At 40.5% G+C, this 16,858-nt stretch carries 15 protein-coding genes and 1 pseudogene; 8 read left to right on the forward strand and 8 right to left on the reverse strand.

The genetic code is table 11. The features are described 5' to 3' along the window. Positions 1-13: 13 nt before the first annotated feature. From phoA to KZ793_RS18255, 4 genes are all read right to left on the reverse strand, one after another. Positions 14-1,456: an alkaline phosphatase gene (phoA, locus tag KZ793_RS18240; RefSeq protein WP_225816624.1), complete on the reverse strand. Its 1,443-nt coding sequence runs from the start codon at positions 1,454-1,456 to the stop codon at positions 14-16. A 104-nt stretch (positions 1,457-1,560) separates the two neighbouring features. Then, positions 1,561-3,129 (reverse strand): esterase family protein, encoded by a 1,569-nt coding sequence (locus KZ793_RS18245; RefSeq protein WP_225816625.1) that lies wholly within the window; start codon positions 3,127-3,129, stop codon positions 1,561-1,563. Between the two features lie 481 nt (positions 3,130-3,610). After that, a complete protein-coding gene (locus KZ793_RS18250; protein WP_225816626.1) occupies positions 3,611-5,056 on the reverse strand; it encodes a 4-hydroxyphenylacetate 3-hydroxylase family protein in 1,446 nt (481 codons plus the stop codon). Between the two features lie 368 nt (positions 5,057-5,424). Beyond that, a complete protein-coding gene (locus tag KZ793_RS18255) occupies positions 5,425-6,048 on the reverse strand; it encodes a glutathione S-transferase family protein (RefSeq protein ID WP_225816627.1) in 624 nt (207 codons plus the stop codon). 266 nt (positions 6,049-6,314) lie between these two features. Between KZ793_RS18255 and KZ793_RS18260 the strand changes: the two genes are divergently transcribed. The 4 genes and pseudogenes from KZ793_RS18260 (at position 6,315) to KZ793_RS18275 (ending at position 10,669) form a co-directional block, all read left to right on the forward strand. Further along, positions 6,315-6,830, forward strand: a complete 516-nt coding sequence (locus tag KZ793_RS18260) for an LLM class flavin-dependent oxidoreductase (RefSeq protein WP_225816639.1) — start codon at positions 6,315-6,317, stop codon at positions 6,828-6,830. 229 nt (positions 6,831-7,059) lie between these two features. Beyond that, positions 7,060-8,235, forward strand: a pseudogene (locus tag KZ793_RS18265) (methionine--tRNA ligase). A gap of 2 nt (positions 8,236-8,237) precedes the next feature. Continuing rightward, positions 8,238-9,251 carry an NAD(P)/FAD-dependent oxidoreductase gene (locus KZ793_RS18270; RefSeq protein ID WP_225816628.1) on the forward strand — a complete coding sequence of 338 codons (1,014 nt, stop codon included), beginning with the start codon at positions 8,238-8,240 and terminating at the stop codon, positions 9,249-9,251. Positions 9,252-9,376: 125 nt separating this feature from the next. Beyond that, on the forward strand, positions 9,377-10,669 hold the full coding sequence (locus tag KZ793_RS18275) for a SidA/IucD/PvdA family monooxygenase (RefSeq protein ID WP_225816629.1): 1,293 nt from the start codon (positions 9,377-9,379) through the stop codon (positions 10,667-10,669). An 84-nt stretch (positions 10,670-10,753) separates the two neighbouring features. Here KZ793_RS18275 and KZ793_RS18280 read toward each other — a convergent pair whose 3' ends face one another. Together KZ793_RS18280 and KZ793_RS18285 are read right to left on the reverse strand one after the other, a co-directional pair. Further along, positions 10,754-11,362, reverse strand: coding sequence for a DUF3156 family protein (locus tag KZ793_RS18280; RefSeq protein WP_225816630.1), 609 nt, complete (start codon positions 11,360-11,362; stop codon positions 10,754-10,756). Further along, positions 11,337-12,830, reverse strand: a complete 1,494-nt coding sequence (locus KZ793_RS18285; protein ID WP_225816631.1) for an APC family permease — start codon at positions 12,828-12,830, stop codon at positions 11,337-11,339. Before KZ793_RS18285 ends, KZ793_RS18280 begins: the two co-directional genes overlap by 26 nt. A 448-nt stretch (positions 12,831-13,278) precedes the next feature. On the opposite strand from KZ793_RS18285, the gene KZ793_RS18290 reads away from it, so the two are divergent. From KZ793_RS18290 to KZ793_RS18305, 4 genes are all read left to right on the forward strand, one after another. Further along, a complete protein-coding gene (locus KZ793_RS18290) occupies positions 13,279-13,938 on the forward strand; it encodes a response regulator transcription factor (RefSeq protein ID WP_225816632.1) in 660 nt (219 codons plus the stop codon). Positions 13,939-14,066: 128 nt separating this feature from the next. Next, on the forward strand, positions 14,067-15,164 hold the full coding sequence (locus KZ793_RS18295) for a Fic family protein (protein ID WP_225816633.1): 1,098 nt from the start codon (positions 14,067-14,069) through the stop codon (positions 15,162-15,164). A gap of 126 nt (positions 15,165-15,290) precedes the next feature. Next, on the forward strand, positions 15,291-15,488 hold the full coding sequence (locus tag KZ793_RS18300) for a type I toxin-antitoxin system SymE family toxin (RefSeq protein ID WP_225816634.1): 198 nt from the start codon (positions 15,291-15,293) through the stop codon (positions 15,486-15,488). 13 nt (positions 15,489-15,501) lie between these two features. Continuing rightward, positions 15,502-15,699: a DUF7706 family protein gene (locus KZ793_RS18305; protein WP_225816635.1), complete on the forward strand. Its 198-nt coding sequence runs from the start codon at positions 15,502-15,504 to the stop codon at positions 15,697-15,699. Positions 15,700-15,745: 46 nt separating this feature from the next. Here KZ793_RS18305 and KZ793_RS18310 read toward each other — a convergent pair whose 3' ends face one another. Together KZ793_RS18310 and KZ793_RS18315 are read right to left on the reverse strand one after the other, a co-directional pair. Further along, on the reverse strand, positions 15,746-16,360 hold the full coding sequence (locus KZ793_RS18310; RefSeq protein ID WP_225816636.1) for a hypothetical protein: 615 nt from the start codon (positions 16,358-16,360) through the stop codon (positions 15,746-15,748). Positions 16,361-16,376: 16 nt separating this feature from the next. After that, the coding region (locus KZ793_RS18315; RefSeq protein ID WP_225816637.1) for an RHS repeat-associated core domain-containing protein at positions 16,377-16,858 on the reverse strand (482 nt) is incomplete at its 5' end.

Raw genomic sequence — 16,858 nt, forward strand, 5'->3', positions numbered from 1 at the left:
TCACCTGACACAATCATTTTAACTCCATCGCATCACGTATCGTGAAGAACAGATCTGTCTGGTCAGTCAGACCTACAACATTGGCTGCCTGAGGGCCATAAGCAGCCACTCGTAGCTGAGTACCCGTATGTTCCTGTTCCTTGCCCTCAGAAGTACCATAGCTAACCGCCATCACCGAACCATCTTTCGTGATTAATGCCTGAGTCAGCCCCGGAGATTTGATATCAGCTTCAATAATCTGGCTGGAGTGAGCATGATCAGCGGTGACAATCACTAATGTATCGCCATGCTCACGCGCATATTTCAAACCAACTTGCACCGCTTCATCCAATACGACGGTTTCACCAATCTGCCCACAAGGGTTAGCTTTGTGATCCTGCTTATCAATAGAAGCACTCTCCACTTGCAGGAAGAAACCATTCTTATTTTCTTTTAACAGATCAATGGCTTTTTCCGTCATCTGTGCCAACGTCGGCGCATCAGGATTCCGTTTCGAGTTGGCTTTACACGTCACCGGAGGATTATCAATATTACCGTGATAAACCGCCTTAGGTCCTTCCCAAGCAATGTCCATATTGCCTTCATGGAACAAGCCCAACAGCGGTTTTTTCTGATTCGCTTCGGTAACAGATGCCAGTGACTTAGCATCCCTGACCAACTGATAACCCTGTTCCTGTATCTGCTGTTCCAACGTTTTATCCTTGCCAGCAGCAACAACCGATTTCTGGGCGAAAATCTTGGCGCCTCCACCTAATGTGACATCAGCACGAGCCGCTAGTAATTGCTCTGTGATCGAACCACGCCCGCCATTCTCTAACGCATTAGTTGGACATTTTTCCGTCGTCTCTTGCGGGCCATAACAATCACGGTTAGTGATATGCGCATACTGTGCCGCCGGTGTGGCATCCTGCACTCTAGCCGTTGTGACATTACCTGTCGCTTTACCATTCGCTTTTGCCAGCTCAAGCAGAGTTTGGTGATCTTTACCAAACACATCAACACCCAATGCGCCATTATAGGTTTTTACACCAGAAGCCCAGGCGGTGGCAGAAGCCGCTGAGTCAGTCGCATAGTTGGGTTTACGACTCTTTTTATCCAGAGAATAGTGAGTGTATTGGCCGGTAAATGGCAAGGCATCAATTCCTTTGAAAAATCCACCCGCACCCTCCGCATAGTTACGGGCAATAGTAATCTCAGAATCCCCCATACCATCACCAATAAACAAAATAACGTTCTTAGCTTTATGGTTATTTATCGCTGCTTTTAATGCCTCAGTCTGGTTCTGAGTCATACGGCGAGCACCACCAAATTCCGTAATATCACCTTTTACCGCCCGATCTTCTGCCATAATTTGATTAGCATTTTGATCATCAGCCGCCGATACCGATAAGCTGATACCTGAAATTAAGGCTGAGACTATGACTGCAACCAAACTTTTCTTATACTTGTTTGACATTAAGGTTTCCTTATTAAAATGCAATCGGAGTAAAAATCACCGTTATCTGATAAAGGGATACTAAATAAACTATGTGACAGTTATGTGAAGAAAAGAGAATTAATTCACCATTTCGCTACTAACGACCGTGTTCCGTGATACAAAGTTTCACACCACGAAATATAATTGTGACCACTAGAAACTTCACTGGATTCAACTAGATAACCCTTCTGTAATAACGTCTCTTTCATGCGACGATTATTATATAAAATGCCTTCCAATTCCCCCACATGGGTTTCAAACAATCCCGCCTGTAAATAGAAACGCAGTGGCTTTTTCTCCGCTTTGGCAAATTCACGGATCAACCATTCAGGTTTTTCTCCCTTAGGAGCCCACCAATATGAACCAGACATACTGAGAACATTGCCAAACAATTCAGGATGATTAAATGCCACCCATGAAGATGCTAATCCACCGTAGCTAGAACCTGAAATAATGGTACGTTCTGCCGGCACTTTAATACCCTGAGCAGCCAGCCACGGTATCAACTCACTCGCCATAAATTCCGCAAAATTAGGATTGGGAGGCAGTTCCTGGCCTCGACGTGCACTATCTAAACTATCAATAAACACCACATACATAGGTGGTATCTTGCCCTGTTCAATCAGGGAATCGAAAAATCTATCAATATAGTACTGTTTACGGTAAATCTGCCCATCAAACAGCACCAACATAGCTGGCTGTTTCATTGGCGTAACCGGTTGATAAATTGCAATTTCCCGACTATTACCTAAAACCTTACTTTCAAGTTGATGAAGTTTAGTCACTCCCTGAAAAGGCAATTGCTTAAATTGTGCGATATCACATAGAGTTGGCCTTAGTGCCAACAATGAATCATGGTTAAACACATCTTCCGATACAGCCGGTACGACATTTTTATTCAATGGATCGGCCTGTGCAGTAATCAAAATCGACCTACGCTGTTCGTCAGCCGCGCCTTCAATCTGCGGCAAATCCGGTGCCAATCTATATTGCATCAAGGTATCTGACGGAACGATATAGCTGCGAAACCAAACATCAGTACCAGCCAAATGTGACATCGGATCATGATCGCCACTCGGTGCACCCAGAATAAAGACATTCGCTTTTGCTCCACGCCACAGGAAAGTGACTCGCTTATGATTATCATCATAATCTTCAATTAACGGCGCCCCCTTGCGAGTTATTTCCCGCCAGAAGGCACGGGTACCTTTTCCTTGCACGACTTCAATTTGGAGTTGTTTCAGACGCGGGCTTTCTGGCTGCTGCCTGTAATCATCATCCTTGGGGGTATAAGGTGGAAATGACAATGTAAGCTGCCACGGTTCCCCTGCTTTGCCCTTGGCTGACAACAGATATTTTCCCGCTTGAGGAACAGTAAAGCCAATTGACTGACGGGCATCCACCGGGTTATCAGTAAACAGCGTGCGAATATGTTGTTGATTACCCTTCTGCACCACCAATTTCTGCATACCCAGTGCCGATCCCTGTACATAATGTTCAGGCTGAATTTTAAACTCAATACATGCAACTCCTTGAGAATTAAAATTTCCGGCTATTGCTTGCTGATCTTGCTGAAATTTTATTTGGTGACACTGAGAGGCAAAGACATTAAAGGAAGCCATAAGAGCACATATCATTATGTTTACTTTCATTTTTTTCTCTTTTTTAATTGTTAATTATTGATATTCAATTTTTTGACGCGGCAAATCATGCACTAAATTCTTATTTAAGAATAAGAACAATTACTATTATTAATAGAATAAATTGTATATTAACTTCCATTAACAATATATAAATATACCCTTCATCTTTCAAGCTGCTGCTTTGTTGGCTGCTTTCACTTACCCCGGTCACATCGTTATCTATGCTCCTGGGGATTCGTTCACTTGCCGCCGCACTGCAACTCGAAATCTATTAGGTATATGTTAAAGCCTTTCAGAGAAATAATTCTCTGACATGATGAAATAATTTACGGATGGATATATAAATAATTCAACATACTGAGATGATATTGGTCAATATCATCTCATCTTTTAAAAGATTAAATAACAAAAAACGGGATATAATCTATCCCGCCCCTTCAAATTTGATAAAAATAAAACAAGTTAGTTGCATTTGAATTAAATACAAAACTCAACTAACATCAATAGAATCTAAAATCCCTCGGCTCATATTCTTAGCAAAATCCCAATCATATTCATCATAAAGACGAGACAAAGCAATATGATGCGCTCCTGAATAGAACATCTCATATTGAGTATGACGTGATGCAAACTCAGAACCGATAGCGTCCCACACTAATTTCAGTAATTTCACGCGTTCAATGGGTGCCAGTAGGGTTGAATATTGTATTTTTTCTATTAAGTCACGGATTTCTGGGTTTGCTAAGTCAGTATAATTTGACGGTAACATAATCACACCACCACCTGAAAGATTTCTGATGCTTTCTATTACCTTTGGATAAGTTGACTGCAATGCAACCTGACAAGCATATAGTTGTAATCGATTGGGAATATAGTACTCATTATGCCGATCAGGATTACTAATCAAACCACGAAAGAGCCCTTCAATATTAGTAGCATAGCAAGCAAGTTCAGCTAACGACTCGCGAACGGCAGGAAACTCATTGACGCCTGTGGCTTCGGTAAGCTGATGGGCCAAACCCGTTAAGAAATGCAGCTTAACGGCATACCTAGCCATACCTTGAACATCCATTAAAACATCAGCGCCAGTTGCCTGAAATTGCCGGCGGCACATATCCGTATTTTTATAAACAAAAACTCTTTCCCACGGAACAAAAACATCGTCGAAATAAACGACCGCATCATTCTCGTCAAACTGATGCGCTAAAGGAGAATCAAATTTATTACTGCCTATTTCATAGGATTTTCTAGAGAGAATTTTTATTCCCTTAGTATTCAACGGTAATGCAAAAGACAGAGCATATTTATCATCAACTCCCTCTTTGAGTGGATTAAACACGCCAACAACAACTTCTTCCGCAAGGACGGCTGCTGTTCCTAACATCTTTGCCCCGCGAACAATTATTCCTTGCGGTTTTTCCTCCAACACACCAAGAGTATGAAATACGTTTTTTATATGTTCACTGGGCGTTTTGGATCGATCACCTTGTGGATTGACTAACGTAAAAGCCAAATAAATATCTTTATCACGGGCATATGAATAGTAATTTTTTAACGCCTCGGCCCTATCCTTGGAATATTCCTCAAATACTTCCAGGTAAGTCATCATTCCGGCAAGAGCGGCAGAAACATGATCTGGGCTTCTACCTAACCAACCACAACTCTGCATTGCCCAGGCATACGCAGCCTCACCTCTGGCAATTAATTTCTCTCGGGTAGTAGGAAGTTCCCAATATAAACCAACGCGCTTACCACCAGGCGCTTCGAACGTCATCCGATCAGCGTGTGCTGCCTGGTAATCATAAAGTGAAGCTACGGTTCTAATTGCATTCCGAAAAGCAGGGTGATCCACGTGATTAGTGATCTTTTCTCCACTCAAAAAAATGGTTCTTCCATCACGCAAGCTTTCAATATATTCCTCACCAGTCTTAGACATTAACAATTTCCTCCGAAATAGAATTGATTTTAAATATACCCTTCATCTTTCAAGCTGCTGCTTTGTTGGCTGCTTTCACTCACCCCAGTCACATAGTTATCTATGCTCCTAGGGATTCGTTCACTTGCCGCCGCGCTGCAACTCGAAATCTATTAGGTATAAATCGATCTCCAAAGGCATAGCAATTCCCTGCCCTGTTGTCAGGCATTGCCATTTAAATTTTTCTATCTATTATTTTCTACGTATCCAGTATAGATTGAATCACCATGATTCAATAAAATATTTCAGTAAATTTGCCTGATTATCTGTGATCTCTATCTTAATTTGATACCTAAGCATGCAATTCATCTTCCCACTGCATCAACGCATTAAGGACCCGTTGCCGGCTCCGGTATCATAATCCCACGCTGTACTGCGGGCCTTAAAGCAATACGATCATGCCAGGCACTTAAATATTCATGATGACTAAAATCAAAGTCAATAATTCTGGCGATATGGGTCCAGCCAAAATTGGCAATATCAGCAATCGAGTATTCATCTCCGGCGAAAAAGGGGCAATCACTAAGCCGTTTATTCAGCGTAGAGAAAGCCTCTTCCGTTAAGCGATGATATCGTTGTATGGCCATATGATTTTTTTCAGTTGCGAATAATTCAAAATGAACCCGTTGTCCCAATATCGGCCCGACGCTGGAAGAATGAAATGTTAGCCACGTAATCGCTTCCCAACGGCTTTTAAAATCCTCAGGCAGCAGTTGCTGAGTTTTCGATGCCAGATAAAGCAGAATCGCCGACGATTCAAAAAGAGTCGTATCAGTACTTTCATCAACAAGCACAGGTATACGCCCATGAGGGTTTAACTGTAAAAACTCAGGCTCCCTATTTTCACCCTGTTCAATTCGTACATGCTTTAATACGTATGGCAATCCCAACTCTTCCAAAGCAATTGTAATCTTATATCCATTTGGAGAACTATCAGTGTATAAGTAGATCATCTCTCTATATCTCCCCTCAAGACAAACGCTTAATAATTTAACGGCTAAAATATCACTCGCATTTAAAATATTGCTCTGCTGTAGAGAATCGGCATTCAATTTCTCTCTATACCGCTAACTAAATGAAAGTACCATTAATTTTCAGAAATTGGAAATGAATATCACGGTGTTCCTTTCTACACGCATAAATTAAATTTATTGATTTATTGTGTTATCGGTAAAGAGTGCGAACATCAAAGTACGCAAGAAAGCTATTTATCTTCATTGTGGATCAATTATCAAATGGCCGGTTAATACTGGGTGTCGCCGCAGGAGACCGAATGTCAGAATTTCCTGCCTATAACATACCTTATAATGAAAAAGGAATGCGATTTGTCGAATCAATCAATATGTTCAGGGCACTATTAGATAACAAACATCGCACTATTAACAGTCCATTAGGTTATATCGATGGGAATTTACGCTTAATACCTAAAGCGGTTAATGATTTTATCCCTCTGATAGTCACTGAGCGTGGGCAACAAGATATCAAATGGATCGCGGAAAATTCAGATGGATGGTTTACCTATCCTATTCAAACTCATAATAAAGAGGGCGTCGCCAGACTCGGTAAGAATATTAGCGAATTTAGACAAAATATCCATGGGAATATGTTCAAACCACACTTAACTAATGAATGGATTGATTTAGTTGAGGATAAATATTATCCCAGAACACCCACGAATGGCGGGTTTATCCTGAAAACAGGTCGCCTGGGATTGATTGAATTATTGGAAGAGTAGCAAGAAGTCGGGGTTAATCACGCGGCTCTTGGCATTCAGTATGGCAAAAGGCCCCCTCAAGAGGTTATTCAAGAAATCGGCGAAGAAGTATTACCTACTTTTATCTAAAAAAATAAAGAGAGATAATTTACTGGAGAACGTCAAACAGAGATCAATACAAATCAAAAACCATCTCGCTGAATTGAAAAATGATTTTACCATCATTGGTGAAATTCGTGGCAAAGGCTTGATGCTCTATCACTCTTGTTTAGATAAAGGCATTATTGCACCAACGGTGAGTTTAGAACCTTATTGCGAAAAATGTGAAAAATGGGGCTATGAAGCCTTTGCCAGAGGTGAATGTAATCATTGTGGTGAAAGCTCAGATCCAAGCCAATGTGAATCCTGCGCAATGGCACCGGACGCATTTGAAATGAAAAATTTGCGTTGTATTTTGTGTAATGAAAAAGTTGTTTATAAACATGTTGAGCGCAATTTTCTATTATTGCCGGTGATTGCCGAGAAATTAAAAGAGAAAATTCTTAGTTCTCCTATGAGGCCACAATTAACAGCATGGGTCGAGGAAGTTTTTGCGCATGGTATAAAAGCGTGGGGCGTGACTCGCCCCGATGAATCAGGGCTGTAACTCTATTCTGATGAAAATCACCGTATTCATACCTGGTTTATGGGGTTAGCCGGATATTTAGCAACACTGAAAGAGCTTTCTGAAAAAAACACCGATGCAGATAGTCCTTACGACCTTATTTATGATGATAATACTTGCATGGTCAATTTTTTAGGTATGGATTGTTCTTACAGCCATATTCTTGCATACCCGGCTCAAATATTATTGAACGACGAATTACGCTTTAAACATGCTTTCTATACCAACTTTTTCTTAAAATTGGATGGAAAAGATTTTTCAACCAGCCGTAATCATGCGATTTGGGTGAAAGATATCGTCAAAAATGCCTGTTCTGATAGTGTCAGGTTCTATGTCTCTCTGATATCGCCAGAACACTCTTCTGAAAACTTTGTCGTAGAAGAGTTCTGGACATGGCGGAACCATATCTTTAATTATCTGCTGCCAAAAATATCTGATAATTTGGAAAAAATGAATTCTGATAATATCATCAGCCCTATCGTATTGTCAGAATCAGAAACAAAAATTGTCGAAAGATGGCAAGCCTATTCCAGATACGATAATTTCTCGATTAAGGAAATTGCGGCTGAATTAATGGAGATGTTAGATTTATTAAACGCAAAATTAAATTACAATATTTTGGACAAGAATCTTGCTATTTTATTTGCAATTTTGTCTGAGCCGATAATACCAAAAATGTCCAAAAAATTAAAAGAATATATTACTCACCATGATATAAAGGCTTTCTGTTCATTGTTAAATTTATCAAGATCAGGTATTTAATTATGAAAACAGATAAAACCATACGAATTACCGTTATAGGAGGGGGAATAGTTGGCACAACAGTTGCTGCCAACTTGGCATTGAAAGGACTCAATGTCTCCCTCATCGAGCAAGAGACGATTGGCGGTAATGGAGCGACTAAATTCTCTGGTGCATTATTTCGCGTACATGATCCTGATCATGAAATTGCCAGACTCACACGAAGAAGTATTGAGCTAATGCAAGAGAGTCAGGTAGGAAAAATATTTAAAAAAACGCTCAAACAGACAGGTATTATTTATGCCGCCGAACTCAATCAAAACAACATTGAATTAGTCAAAGCAAGTATCAGGGATTATAGCGATAGTCTCTATCCTTTAGAACTGATATCCGCCGAAAAAGCTTTCGAATTAACCAATGGTTGTTATTCCAAACATAACAACCGAATTATCCTTTTTGAGCCAAAAGGCGGATTTGGCTATATTAGAAATGCCGCCTCAAACTTAGCACAAGTTGTTAGAGATACGGGAAATCTAGTATTAGAAAATACCAAAGTACATGCCATAACAACCGAAAATGGCAAAGCTATCGTTCAACTTGCTCACTCAACCATTGAAGCGGACTATATTGTTTTAGCCATCGGTGCATGGACAAAAACACTGGCGTATAAGCTGCCAGTTAATGCTAAAAGTATTCCTCTGGCAAATATTAGCACCTCCTTCAGTACCAATATGCCAATTATAGATACTGAAACCGGCACACATATTGTGCCACTCGCTGAATATTTTTATCAAGCCGGATCTAAGATTAGAAATGCTGCCGAGACACCAGAAGATATAGAATATAATGATAATATTATTGAAAACGACATCAGCGAAAGGCTCCTAAAATCAAAATTTAAACATGATCCAACCAATATTCTCTCTATAATTAAAGGATATGATTCATATACGCCAGATGAACGCCCTATTCTTGATTTTATAGATGACGAAAAAAAAATGTTTTGTGGCAATGGGCTTTTGTGGCATAGGATATAAAATTGCTTTAGCGGTGTCTGAGATTATTACATTAAATCTATTGCCAACTGAGCTTTCGACTGATTTTCTCAAACAGAAAAATCAGGTTTTCTCCTATTCACGATTCACTGATTAAGATAAATAAAATGAATAGCAAGCTTATTTGTGGCATTTCCGCCATTTTAGATCCTAAGAGATCAATACATGCGTTAACTGTCATGCGTGCTATTGAGATATTTAAAGATCTACATAACAATAGCACATTGAAATTTATCCTCAGTGAAGATTATGGCTCAATTGAAGGAGGTACTAAAGCAGCGAAATATAATATTGAGAACAATGTCGATATAGTCATAGGTCACTTCTCAAGTAACGCGGCAATAGGTGCGGCGGAAGTCTACTCACATCATAACATTCCTGTTCTGTTACCTACTGCAACTGAAACCACCTTGACCATAAGAAATAGCAATATATTCAGAATTTGCTTCAATAATAAAAATATTGCCCATGCACTTACTGCATTAACAAAAGAAGATGGAGATCGCTATTATGAAATAAAAACCGATGGCTCAAAATATAGTGATAATCTGGCAGAGGATATTCGCAGAATGTTGGGCAAAAACGATACTGCGGTAAAGCCCAATGACAATACAGATCAAATTATTTTTATTGGTACCATCGGTAAAAGTGAAAAATTTCTTCATAATTATTTCTCTGAAAAGAGAAATGGAAAAATTATCCTTACAGATGATGCTGCATGCAAACAACTTAATTTGCCAGAAAATGTGGAAAATGGACAAATTACCGGTGAAGTCATTGCTGATTTAATCAATAAAAAGGACGATATTGAGATTTTCTCATTGCATCGCTCAATCGGCTTTAAAATCGCGCAACTAGGCCAATTTCCCAATCTGGTATTTTTACCAGAAAACATCGAATACTTTAAATCTTTAAACCCGGAAAACAAAAAAGTATTTTTTGAACATGTTAAAAGTACAAACTATTCAGGCATTGATATTGATGAGAGCCAATCGCTATTTTCAATGATGTATGAAGATGAAGTGATTGGCAAAGAGCGTCTTCACATGATGGTCAATTCAGAGATAATGACTATTGGCCACTCTCACGAAGAATACCAGATTGTTATTAATTACCAGATCAATCTTGCTGATTATTTGAGATCGCAACTGGCAAAAAATGATTGGCAGATATTGAATCCCTCAGCTTTACCTGTTATTTGTATCCGTGATAATGGGGATTTTGATGTTAATAAAATTTTAGAAAAAGTATTAGAGATTAATCAATACTGGATCTCGATAACTACCTTTGCCAATACAAAAGCCCTGCGCCTTTGTATATCCAGCTTTAGATCCAGCAAATCAGATATTGATCAGCTTGTCGATACTTTAAATATAGCGAGAAATTCTGTGCCAATGTAAATATCTATTGCACTCACATCACCACCGGCTCTTGAATAAAGATCGGTGGTTTTTATTTAACAACAAACAAGTATTATGTGTATCTTATTGTTTTTCATCTAGCTTTCCTATTAACTGGCTAAACATCAGCAAAGTACTGAGCAACAAATAGCGCTGCTCAGAAGTCAAACGCAAATAACGACGACTGGCTGGCAATCGGCTAACAACCTCAGAAGCGGCAAAATGTTCCACCTCAAATTGCCATTGCCCCTGATGAATATTCAATATCAGATCCCGGAAATCCAGCTCTGCTAACGTTTCACCAATCAATGGATACTGATTAAGTAAATCAATAATCTGTTGTCCAAACTCTGCACCATGACAACAGTAATAAATCACGGTTTTTCGCCGAAATATTCCTTTTACCTTGGCTTTAATAACAATTTTTTCCTTGATTGAAGTGATTCCCTGCAAGCGAAAACCACAACTGACAATATAGGCCAGAAATAACGCCTTCGGCTTTTCACAAACTTCAATCTGTAATCCACTAGGTAATGTTACTTGCAAACTTTCTGCTGATAAACGCTCACAACAGTAAGGTGACAAATTCTGTTCCAGCCGGTTTAGCATTATGCCTGCCTGATAGCCAGCAGGATAACGCGGTTTATTCAACCGCCGCCAAATAACATTAATTAAGGGAACGAAGTGGCTCAAGTTGCACCCCCGGTAATTCACCCTTAGCGAAAGTATGTGAAAGTACCTGCTCAACGGGTACGGGTTTAAACGGATTGACTCGTTGTACACAGAGCGTCCAAAACAGGGCATAGCTGGCGGTCAGACCCAACATGATGACGAATGGAATATACACATCACCGGGATTCATTCCCGGAGGTGTGATGTGAATGATCGCCAAAATAATGCCTACACTAGAGATAATTTGAGGTAATGGGAAAAAAGGGGATTTATAAGCACGATGTAAATCAGGTCTGCGAATACGCAGTAATATCACGGAACATGTCACCAGCAAATAAGCGACACACCAGGCACATACGGCTGCTAATACCAAAGGCATAATCCGGTTCAAATCACCTTGAATAATAAAAGTATGTAAACAGGGGATCATTACCGCAACTAAAATCCCAAATATTGGCGTTTTAAACCGTGGATGTAGATAAGTAAAAATACGCGGCAATGCGCCATCCAATGCCATACCGTAGAGAATACGCGGTACCGCCGCCATTAGGGTATTAATCGTGGCCGCTCCCGCCAATAATAACCCGATACCAATCCAATATTTACCAAAATCCCCCATCACCTGACCGGCAAAAGCAGGAATTGCCATTGGCGTTTCCAACAAGCGAACATTATTTTCTACATCCACCAGCACATTTTCTACCTGATGACTGATTGACGCTCCATATAGACCCATACAGACAACCACCCCACACAGGCCCGTCATCATTGCTCGCGGCAAAACTTTGGCTGAATTTTTAATTTCCGGCGCCATTGGCGTCACCAGTTCACAGCCAACAAACATAAACATTGCCATACCGACCAGACTCAGCACTGCCAAGGGGTCGCTTAAATTAAGTCCTTCACCAAACCAACTCTCCAGCGGCACCGCAAACGGCATTAATAATCCGCAAATACTGAAAATAACCAAGGTACTCCACATGCAGAATGTCAGCACAATCTCGACTTTACCGAACGCTTCAATGCCCAACGCATTAAGTAATCCGAATGTAATAACGAGCCCAACACCGACCATCCATGAAGCGTTATGACTTTCCACCATCGTATTAAGGCTGTCAAAATTCACTAATGCCATGATACCGGAGAGGATCGTTTCTGCTGTACCCGCAAAAATATGAACAATCAAATAAGCCGAAAGCGCGCCAGTAATTGCCCAGAACCGCCCCATGCCACAAGAGATATAGTCATAGACAGAACCGGAAGTAGGCAAAATAGCGGCTGCCTCAGCAAACGTCGTCACTTGGGCCTGCATCATGATAAAACTGATCAACATTGCCAGTACGAAAGTGTCACCACCAATCCCAAAGCCACTGGTCACGGTCAGAATAACCGGGCTTGCCATGATCACCCCGACGGAACTTGCCAATGTGGTAGGAAACCCCACCACTCCCTTTTCAATATGTGAAGTCAGTCGTGTTGACATCTTCATTCATTTTCCCTCTTACTTCTGGCCGTAAAAATAACGCTCACAGCGATTCATTTGTGAATTTTTTGTAAACTTTATTGAGGATAAATACACTATAGAAAGTGAAACGGAATACCGACTATCGTCCTTAAGAACGATACCTAAAGGGGGATTCATAACCGAAAAGGTGTGACGAAAAATACCAGAAAACAACAAAAAGCAAAAATAATCACTTAAATATCAATCAATAAAAAACAGATCACTTAATCAATGCATTAAGAAATTATTTCAGATATATACCAAAACCTCTATTCTTAACAGGTGATCATCACGGTGAGAAATTTCATTTATTGCAATCGATATCACGTTATTAATATGTTTATTTTGTGTTGATTATAGATTTTAATTAGCATTTAATTAATCGTCAGTATTGATTTATCCAGTTAGACATTATTCTAAAAGGAGAACTTTCTTGTCTACTGTACTACCGAATAGCCGTGAAAATGCTTTAATCCACAGTTGCTTAAACACCATTGTACATCTGGTTCCCATCTCAGCCGCAGCATTCTATCTGGTGGATAATGAATTACGCCCTGAGAATTACATTCTATATGATATTTCAGACGAAACTCACCAGAATTATCTGGCTCATTTCCAGCATTTAGATCCATTAAAACCGGATAATTATCAACAAAATGATATTAATATGATTAGCATAGATCAGAAGACACTTACCAAACATAATAAATATTACCATGAATTTATGCTGCCAAATAACATACAAGACATTGCCGAAATATTTATCCGTCAACACAACCGAATTATTGCCGGCGTCTCTTTATTACGAGATACTCTATTTACACCAAAAGACTTTAACCGCCTCAGTGCTATTTTGCCATTAATTGAATTAGCTGTCAGAGACTTGCTTCCTGAAACACCCACTATTCTGACCGCTAAAGAACAAGAAATTATTAATTTAATAAGAGAAGGATCAAGTAACAAACGTATTGCACAGATACTTAATATTTCCTTATCTACTGTTAAAACTCACTTGCGTAATATCTTTGCCAAAACCAAAGTGACTAATCGCACCGAACTGGTTTCCAGTGGGTTTATTACTCGGCATTTGTGATTGGTAAAAATTCGCCCAATGTCGGCAAAGATACAAGGCGAAAAACCTAGTAATGAGTCAAATAACATTACTATTCGCCTCATTTGGTGAGTAGAATAGAAGCCCTATTTGACTCACAGGTGACGCAAATGTGGATATGGGAACAACCAAACTGGCCTGAATTTCATTGGAATGCCAGCACTATTGCACCATTACTGCGAGATGTGCATTTCAACCAAGGATTGTTATTAGGCAAATCTGATTATGAAGATACCAAGCAGGCAACGCTTGATAGCCTTCTATCAAACATACTCTATTCAAGCGAAATTGAAGGCGAAAGATTGAATGCGGCTTCGATACGTTCGTCATTGGCAAACAGGTTAGGCATTACGGAAGAAAAACCTTATCCAATCGTAGAAAAGAGTGACGGCATTACAGAGGTCGCCCTTGATGTGATAGAAAATAGCCACTCCGATTTAACTCTTGAACGTATACTCAAGTGGCATCAGTTAATATTCCCCGAAGGCTATACCATGTTCAATCCGATACAAGGAGGTAAATTACGCGAAGGGATGATAGAAGTCGTATCCGGTCGTTTGGATAAGCCAACGGTTCACCTTGAAGCTCCACCACCAGAAAAAGTGGTTGACGAAATACTCCAATTTATAACGTGGTTCAATCAATCCCGAACAGATACCAGCCTTGATCCCATTATTAGGGCTGCAATTGTCCATTTATGGTTTGTAACAATCCACCCCTTAGAAGACGGAAATGGACGCATTACCCGGTTTTTAACCGATCTTGCACTTGCTCAAGCCGAAAACCGCTCAATTCGTTTCTATGCAATGTCGGTAAGTATTTGTCATCATCGTAAGGCGTATTACGAAATTCTTGAAAACACTCAGCGTGGCGGCTTAGATATTACTGACTGGTTGGTTTGGTTTCTGAAAATATTGAATGAGACCTTAACAAACAAACTGCAAGAAATTAATCAGGTTGTGCAAAAAGCCAAATTTTGGCGGCGAATAGATCAGACACAACTTACTGAAGAGCAGGCGAAAGTACTAAACCGTATGCTGGACGGCAATTTTGCGCAAGGCATTAGCAGCAGTCAATATCAAAAGGTGGCGAAGGTCAGCCGCGCTACTGCAACCAGACACTTGGCACATTTGGTTGAGCTAAGTTATTTAAAAAGCACCGAAGCTGGTGGTCGTAGCACTCGTTATGTTATTAATCACAAAGGTTGAATCTTGGAATCGGTAATAAATGCTGTTGCGATATTTACAGATAACGAGCTAACCTCGCTGCAAAAGAATATAACTGTCGCTTTTCCCACTCCATGATTCATCCGGCCTTTTCCTTATTGAGTTCTGGTGGTGGGTAGTATAGACAGGCGGGGTTTAAGGCCGGGGGGACAGATTACCGTGAAGGTGATGGACGGCTGTCTGGTGCTCATTCCTGACAGTGAAGCTACGCAACACTATCAGCAGCAATACCAGCGGCAGCAGAGCCAGCTTAATGAGATTAAGCTGCGGATGCGGGAGATGCTGGCTGAGTACAACGCGGGCTAAGGGAGAGGATAAAATGAACGTGGTGATTGAACATCTACAGGACATTCAGTTAACCCACATTGAAGCGCTGGCCTTGGCCCAACTGGTTAAGCGGCTGAACTGGGCGGAGATTCGCGCCTGCGCGGTGAATGACGAGGAAGCGAATCAGATCAAAGATGCCATCGGTAAGCTCTGGTTGGCCCTGGCTTACCGTGGGTATGCGCCCCGGTAGATCATGAATAAGGCCGGAAGATCACAGAGATCTTCCGTCTTTTATATTATCGTAGCGGTACTGGTAAACGACTGGTTAAGGGCCTTAATTGCTCCCTGTCATCCCACAGTCCCGGAAATACTTCGAATTTCAGGTCGTCACGGTTAATTCCGGTATCAAAATAGCGGCACAAACGTTCTCTTAGCGATTCATGTCCCCACATATTGGTTAGTTCATATTTTTCAATGAGTTCCCGATCTTCTGGTAACGAAAGATCTTCTTTAATAATAGGAGCCTGGGTAACACTTATATTACCATCTGGACCAAGATCAATTAATTTACCGCCCATAAATAAAAAGTCCCCTTTTTTTCCAAGATAACTCCCTACATCCATAGAACTATAAGGCTTTATCCAATATGGTTCATAAGGTTTACTACTTAAGATAACGGATTTATCTTTTATTTTTTCTTGTACTAGATACTTATTAATGACATTACCAACAAACACACGAAATAAAGGAGTGATATCATTTAAATCAACATCTTTCCATATACCATCCATGTTACAAATATTATAAAATCTCATTGCTGGACTGGTCAGCATTTGCCCTATGGTATACAAGTTATCCCGTAATTTAATATTAACCAGATCACCCGATTTCCAGATAATTCGTTTCACCATGTGATCAAAACAGCCGTCAGCAACGGCCGCCTCCTTTGCCGTTGTGCTTAGATGTTTGATTCAAATGATTATCTGCTGCTTTCAGGTATTTTTTTCGTCGAGCATTCTTCTGACCAACTGGATTCTGTCTATTGGCAGTACCTTCCAACCCGTCCAGTTGTTCAAAACGCCTCTGTTCGAATCCTCGTGCAGTATCTTTGCCAGACTGCCCGTAACCGTCGTATAAAATATCTGGGGGTGTGTCACCAAAGCGGCCAAAATCATTACCATATCGATATTTCAATACCTCTTGGGCTGCCTGTTGTCCCTGCTTACTGGCATAGCCCACATACGGTTTGCCGGTTTCGGCATCAATGCCCTGATAGGTGATATGCGTTGCCGTTTTAGGATTGCCCGCCCAACCAAGTGGGTCGATCCATGTCATGGGGTTTGGTGCATAAGTGTATAAGTTCAGCCCCCCATTTAGCCCGATCGGATCAGGCGTGATAAACCGGCCAA

It is taken from the genome of Photorhabdus antumapuensis, from assembly GCF_020387775.1.
Lineage (GTDB): Bacteria > Pseudomonadota > Gammaproteobacteria > Enterobacterales > Enterobacteriaceae > Photorhabdus > Photorhabdus antumapuensis.

Coding starts and splice junctions, on each gene's coding strand:
- phoA (WP_225816624.1), bottom strand. CDS start 1,456: ATGTCAAACAAGTATAAGAAAAGTTTGGTTGCAGTCATAGTCTCAGCC.
- KZ793_RS18245 (WP_225816625.1), bottom strand. CDS start 3,129: ATGAAAGTAAACATAATGATATGTGCTCTTATGGCTTCCTTTAATGTC.
- KZ793_RS18250 (WP_225816626.1), bottom strand. CDS start 5,056: ATGTCTAAGACTGGTGAGGAATATATTGAAAGCTTGCGTGATGGAAGA.
- KZ793_RS18255 (WP_225816627.1), bottom strand. CDS start 6,048: ATGATCTACTTATACACTGATAGTTCTCCAAATGGATATAAGATTACA.
- KZ793_RS18270 (WP_225816628.1), top strand. CDS start 8,238: ATGAAAACAGATAAAACCATACGAATTACCGTTATAGGAGGGGGAATA.
- KZ793_RS18275 (WP_225816629.1), top strand. CDS start 9,377: ATGAATAGCAAGCTTATTTGTGGCATTTCCGCCATTTTAGATCCTAAG.
- KZ793_RS18285 (WP_225816631.1), bottom strand. CDS start 12,830: ATGAAGATGTCAACACGACTGACTTCACATATTGAAAAGGGAGTGGTG.
- KZ793_RS18295 (WP_225816633.1), top strand. CDS start 14,067: ATGTGGATATGGGAACAACCAAACTGGCCTGAATTTCATTGGAATGCC.
- KZ793_RS18305 (WP_225816635.1), top strand. CDS start 15,502: ATGAACGTGGTGATTGAACATCTACAGGACATTCAGTTAACCCACATT.
- KZ793_RS18310 (WP_225816636.1), bottom strand. CDS start 16,360: ATGGTGAAACGAATTATCTGGAAATCGGGTGATCTGGTTAATATTAAA.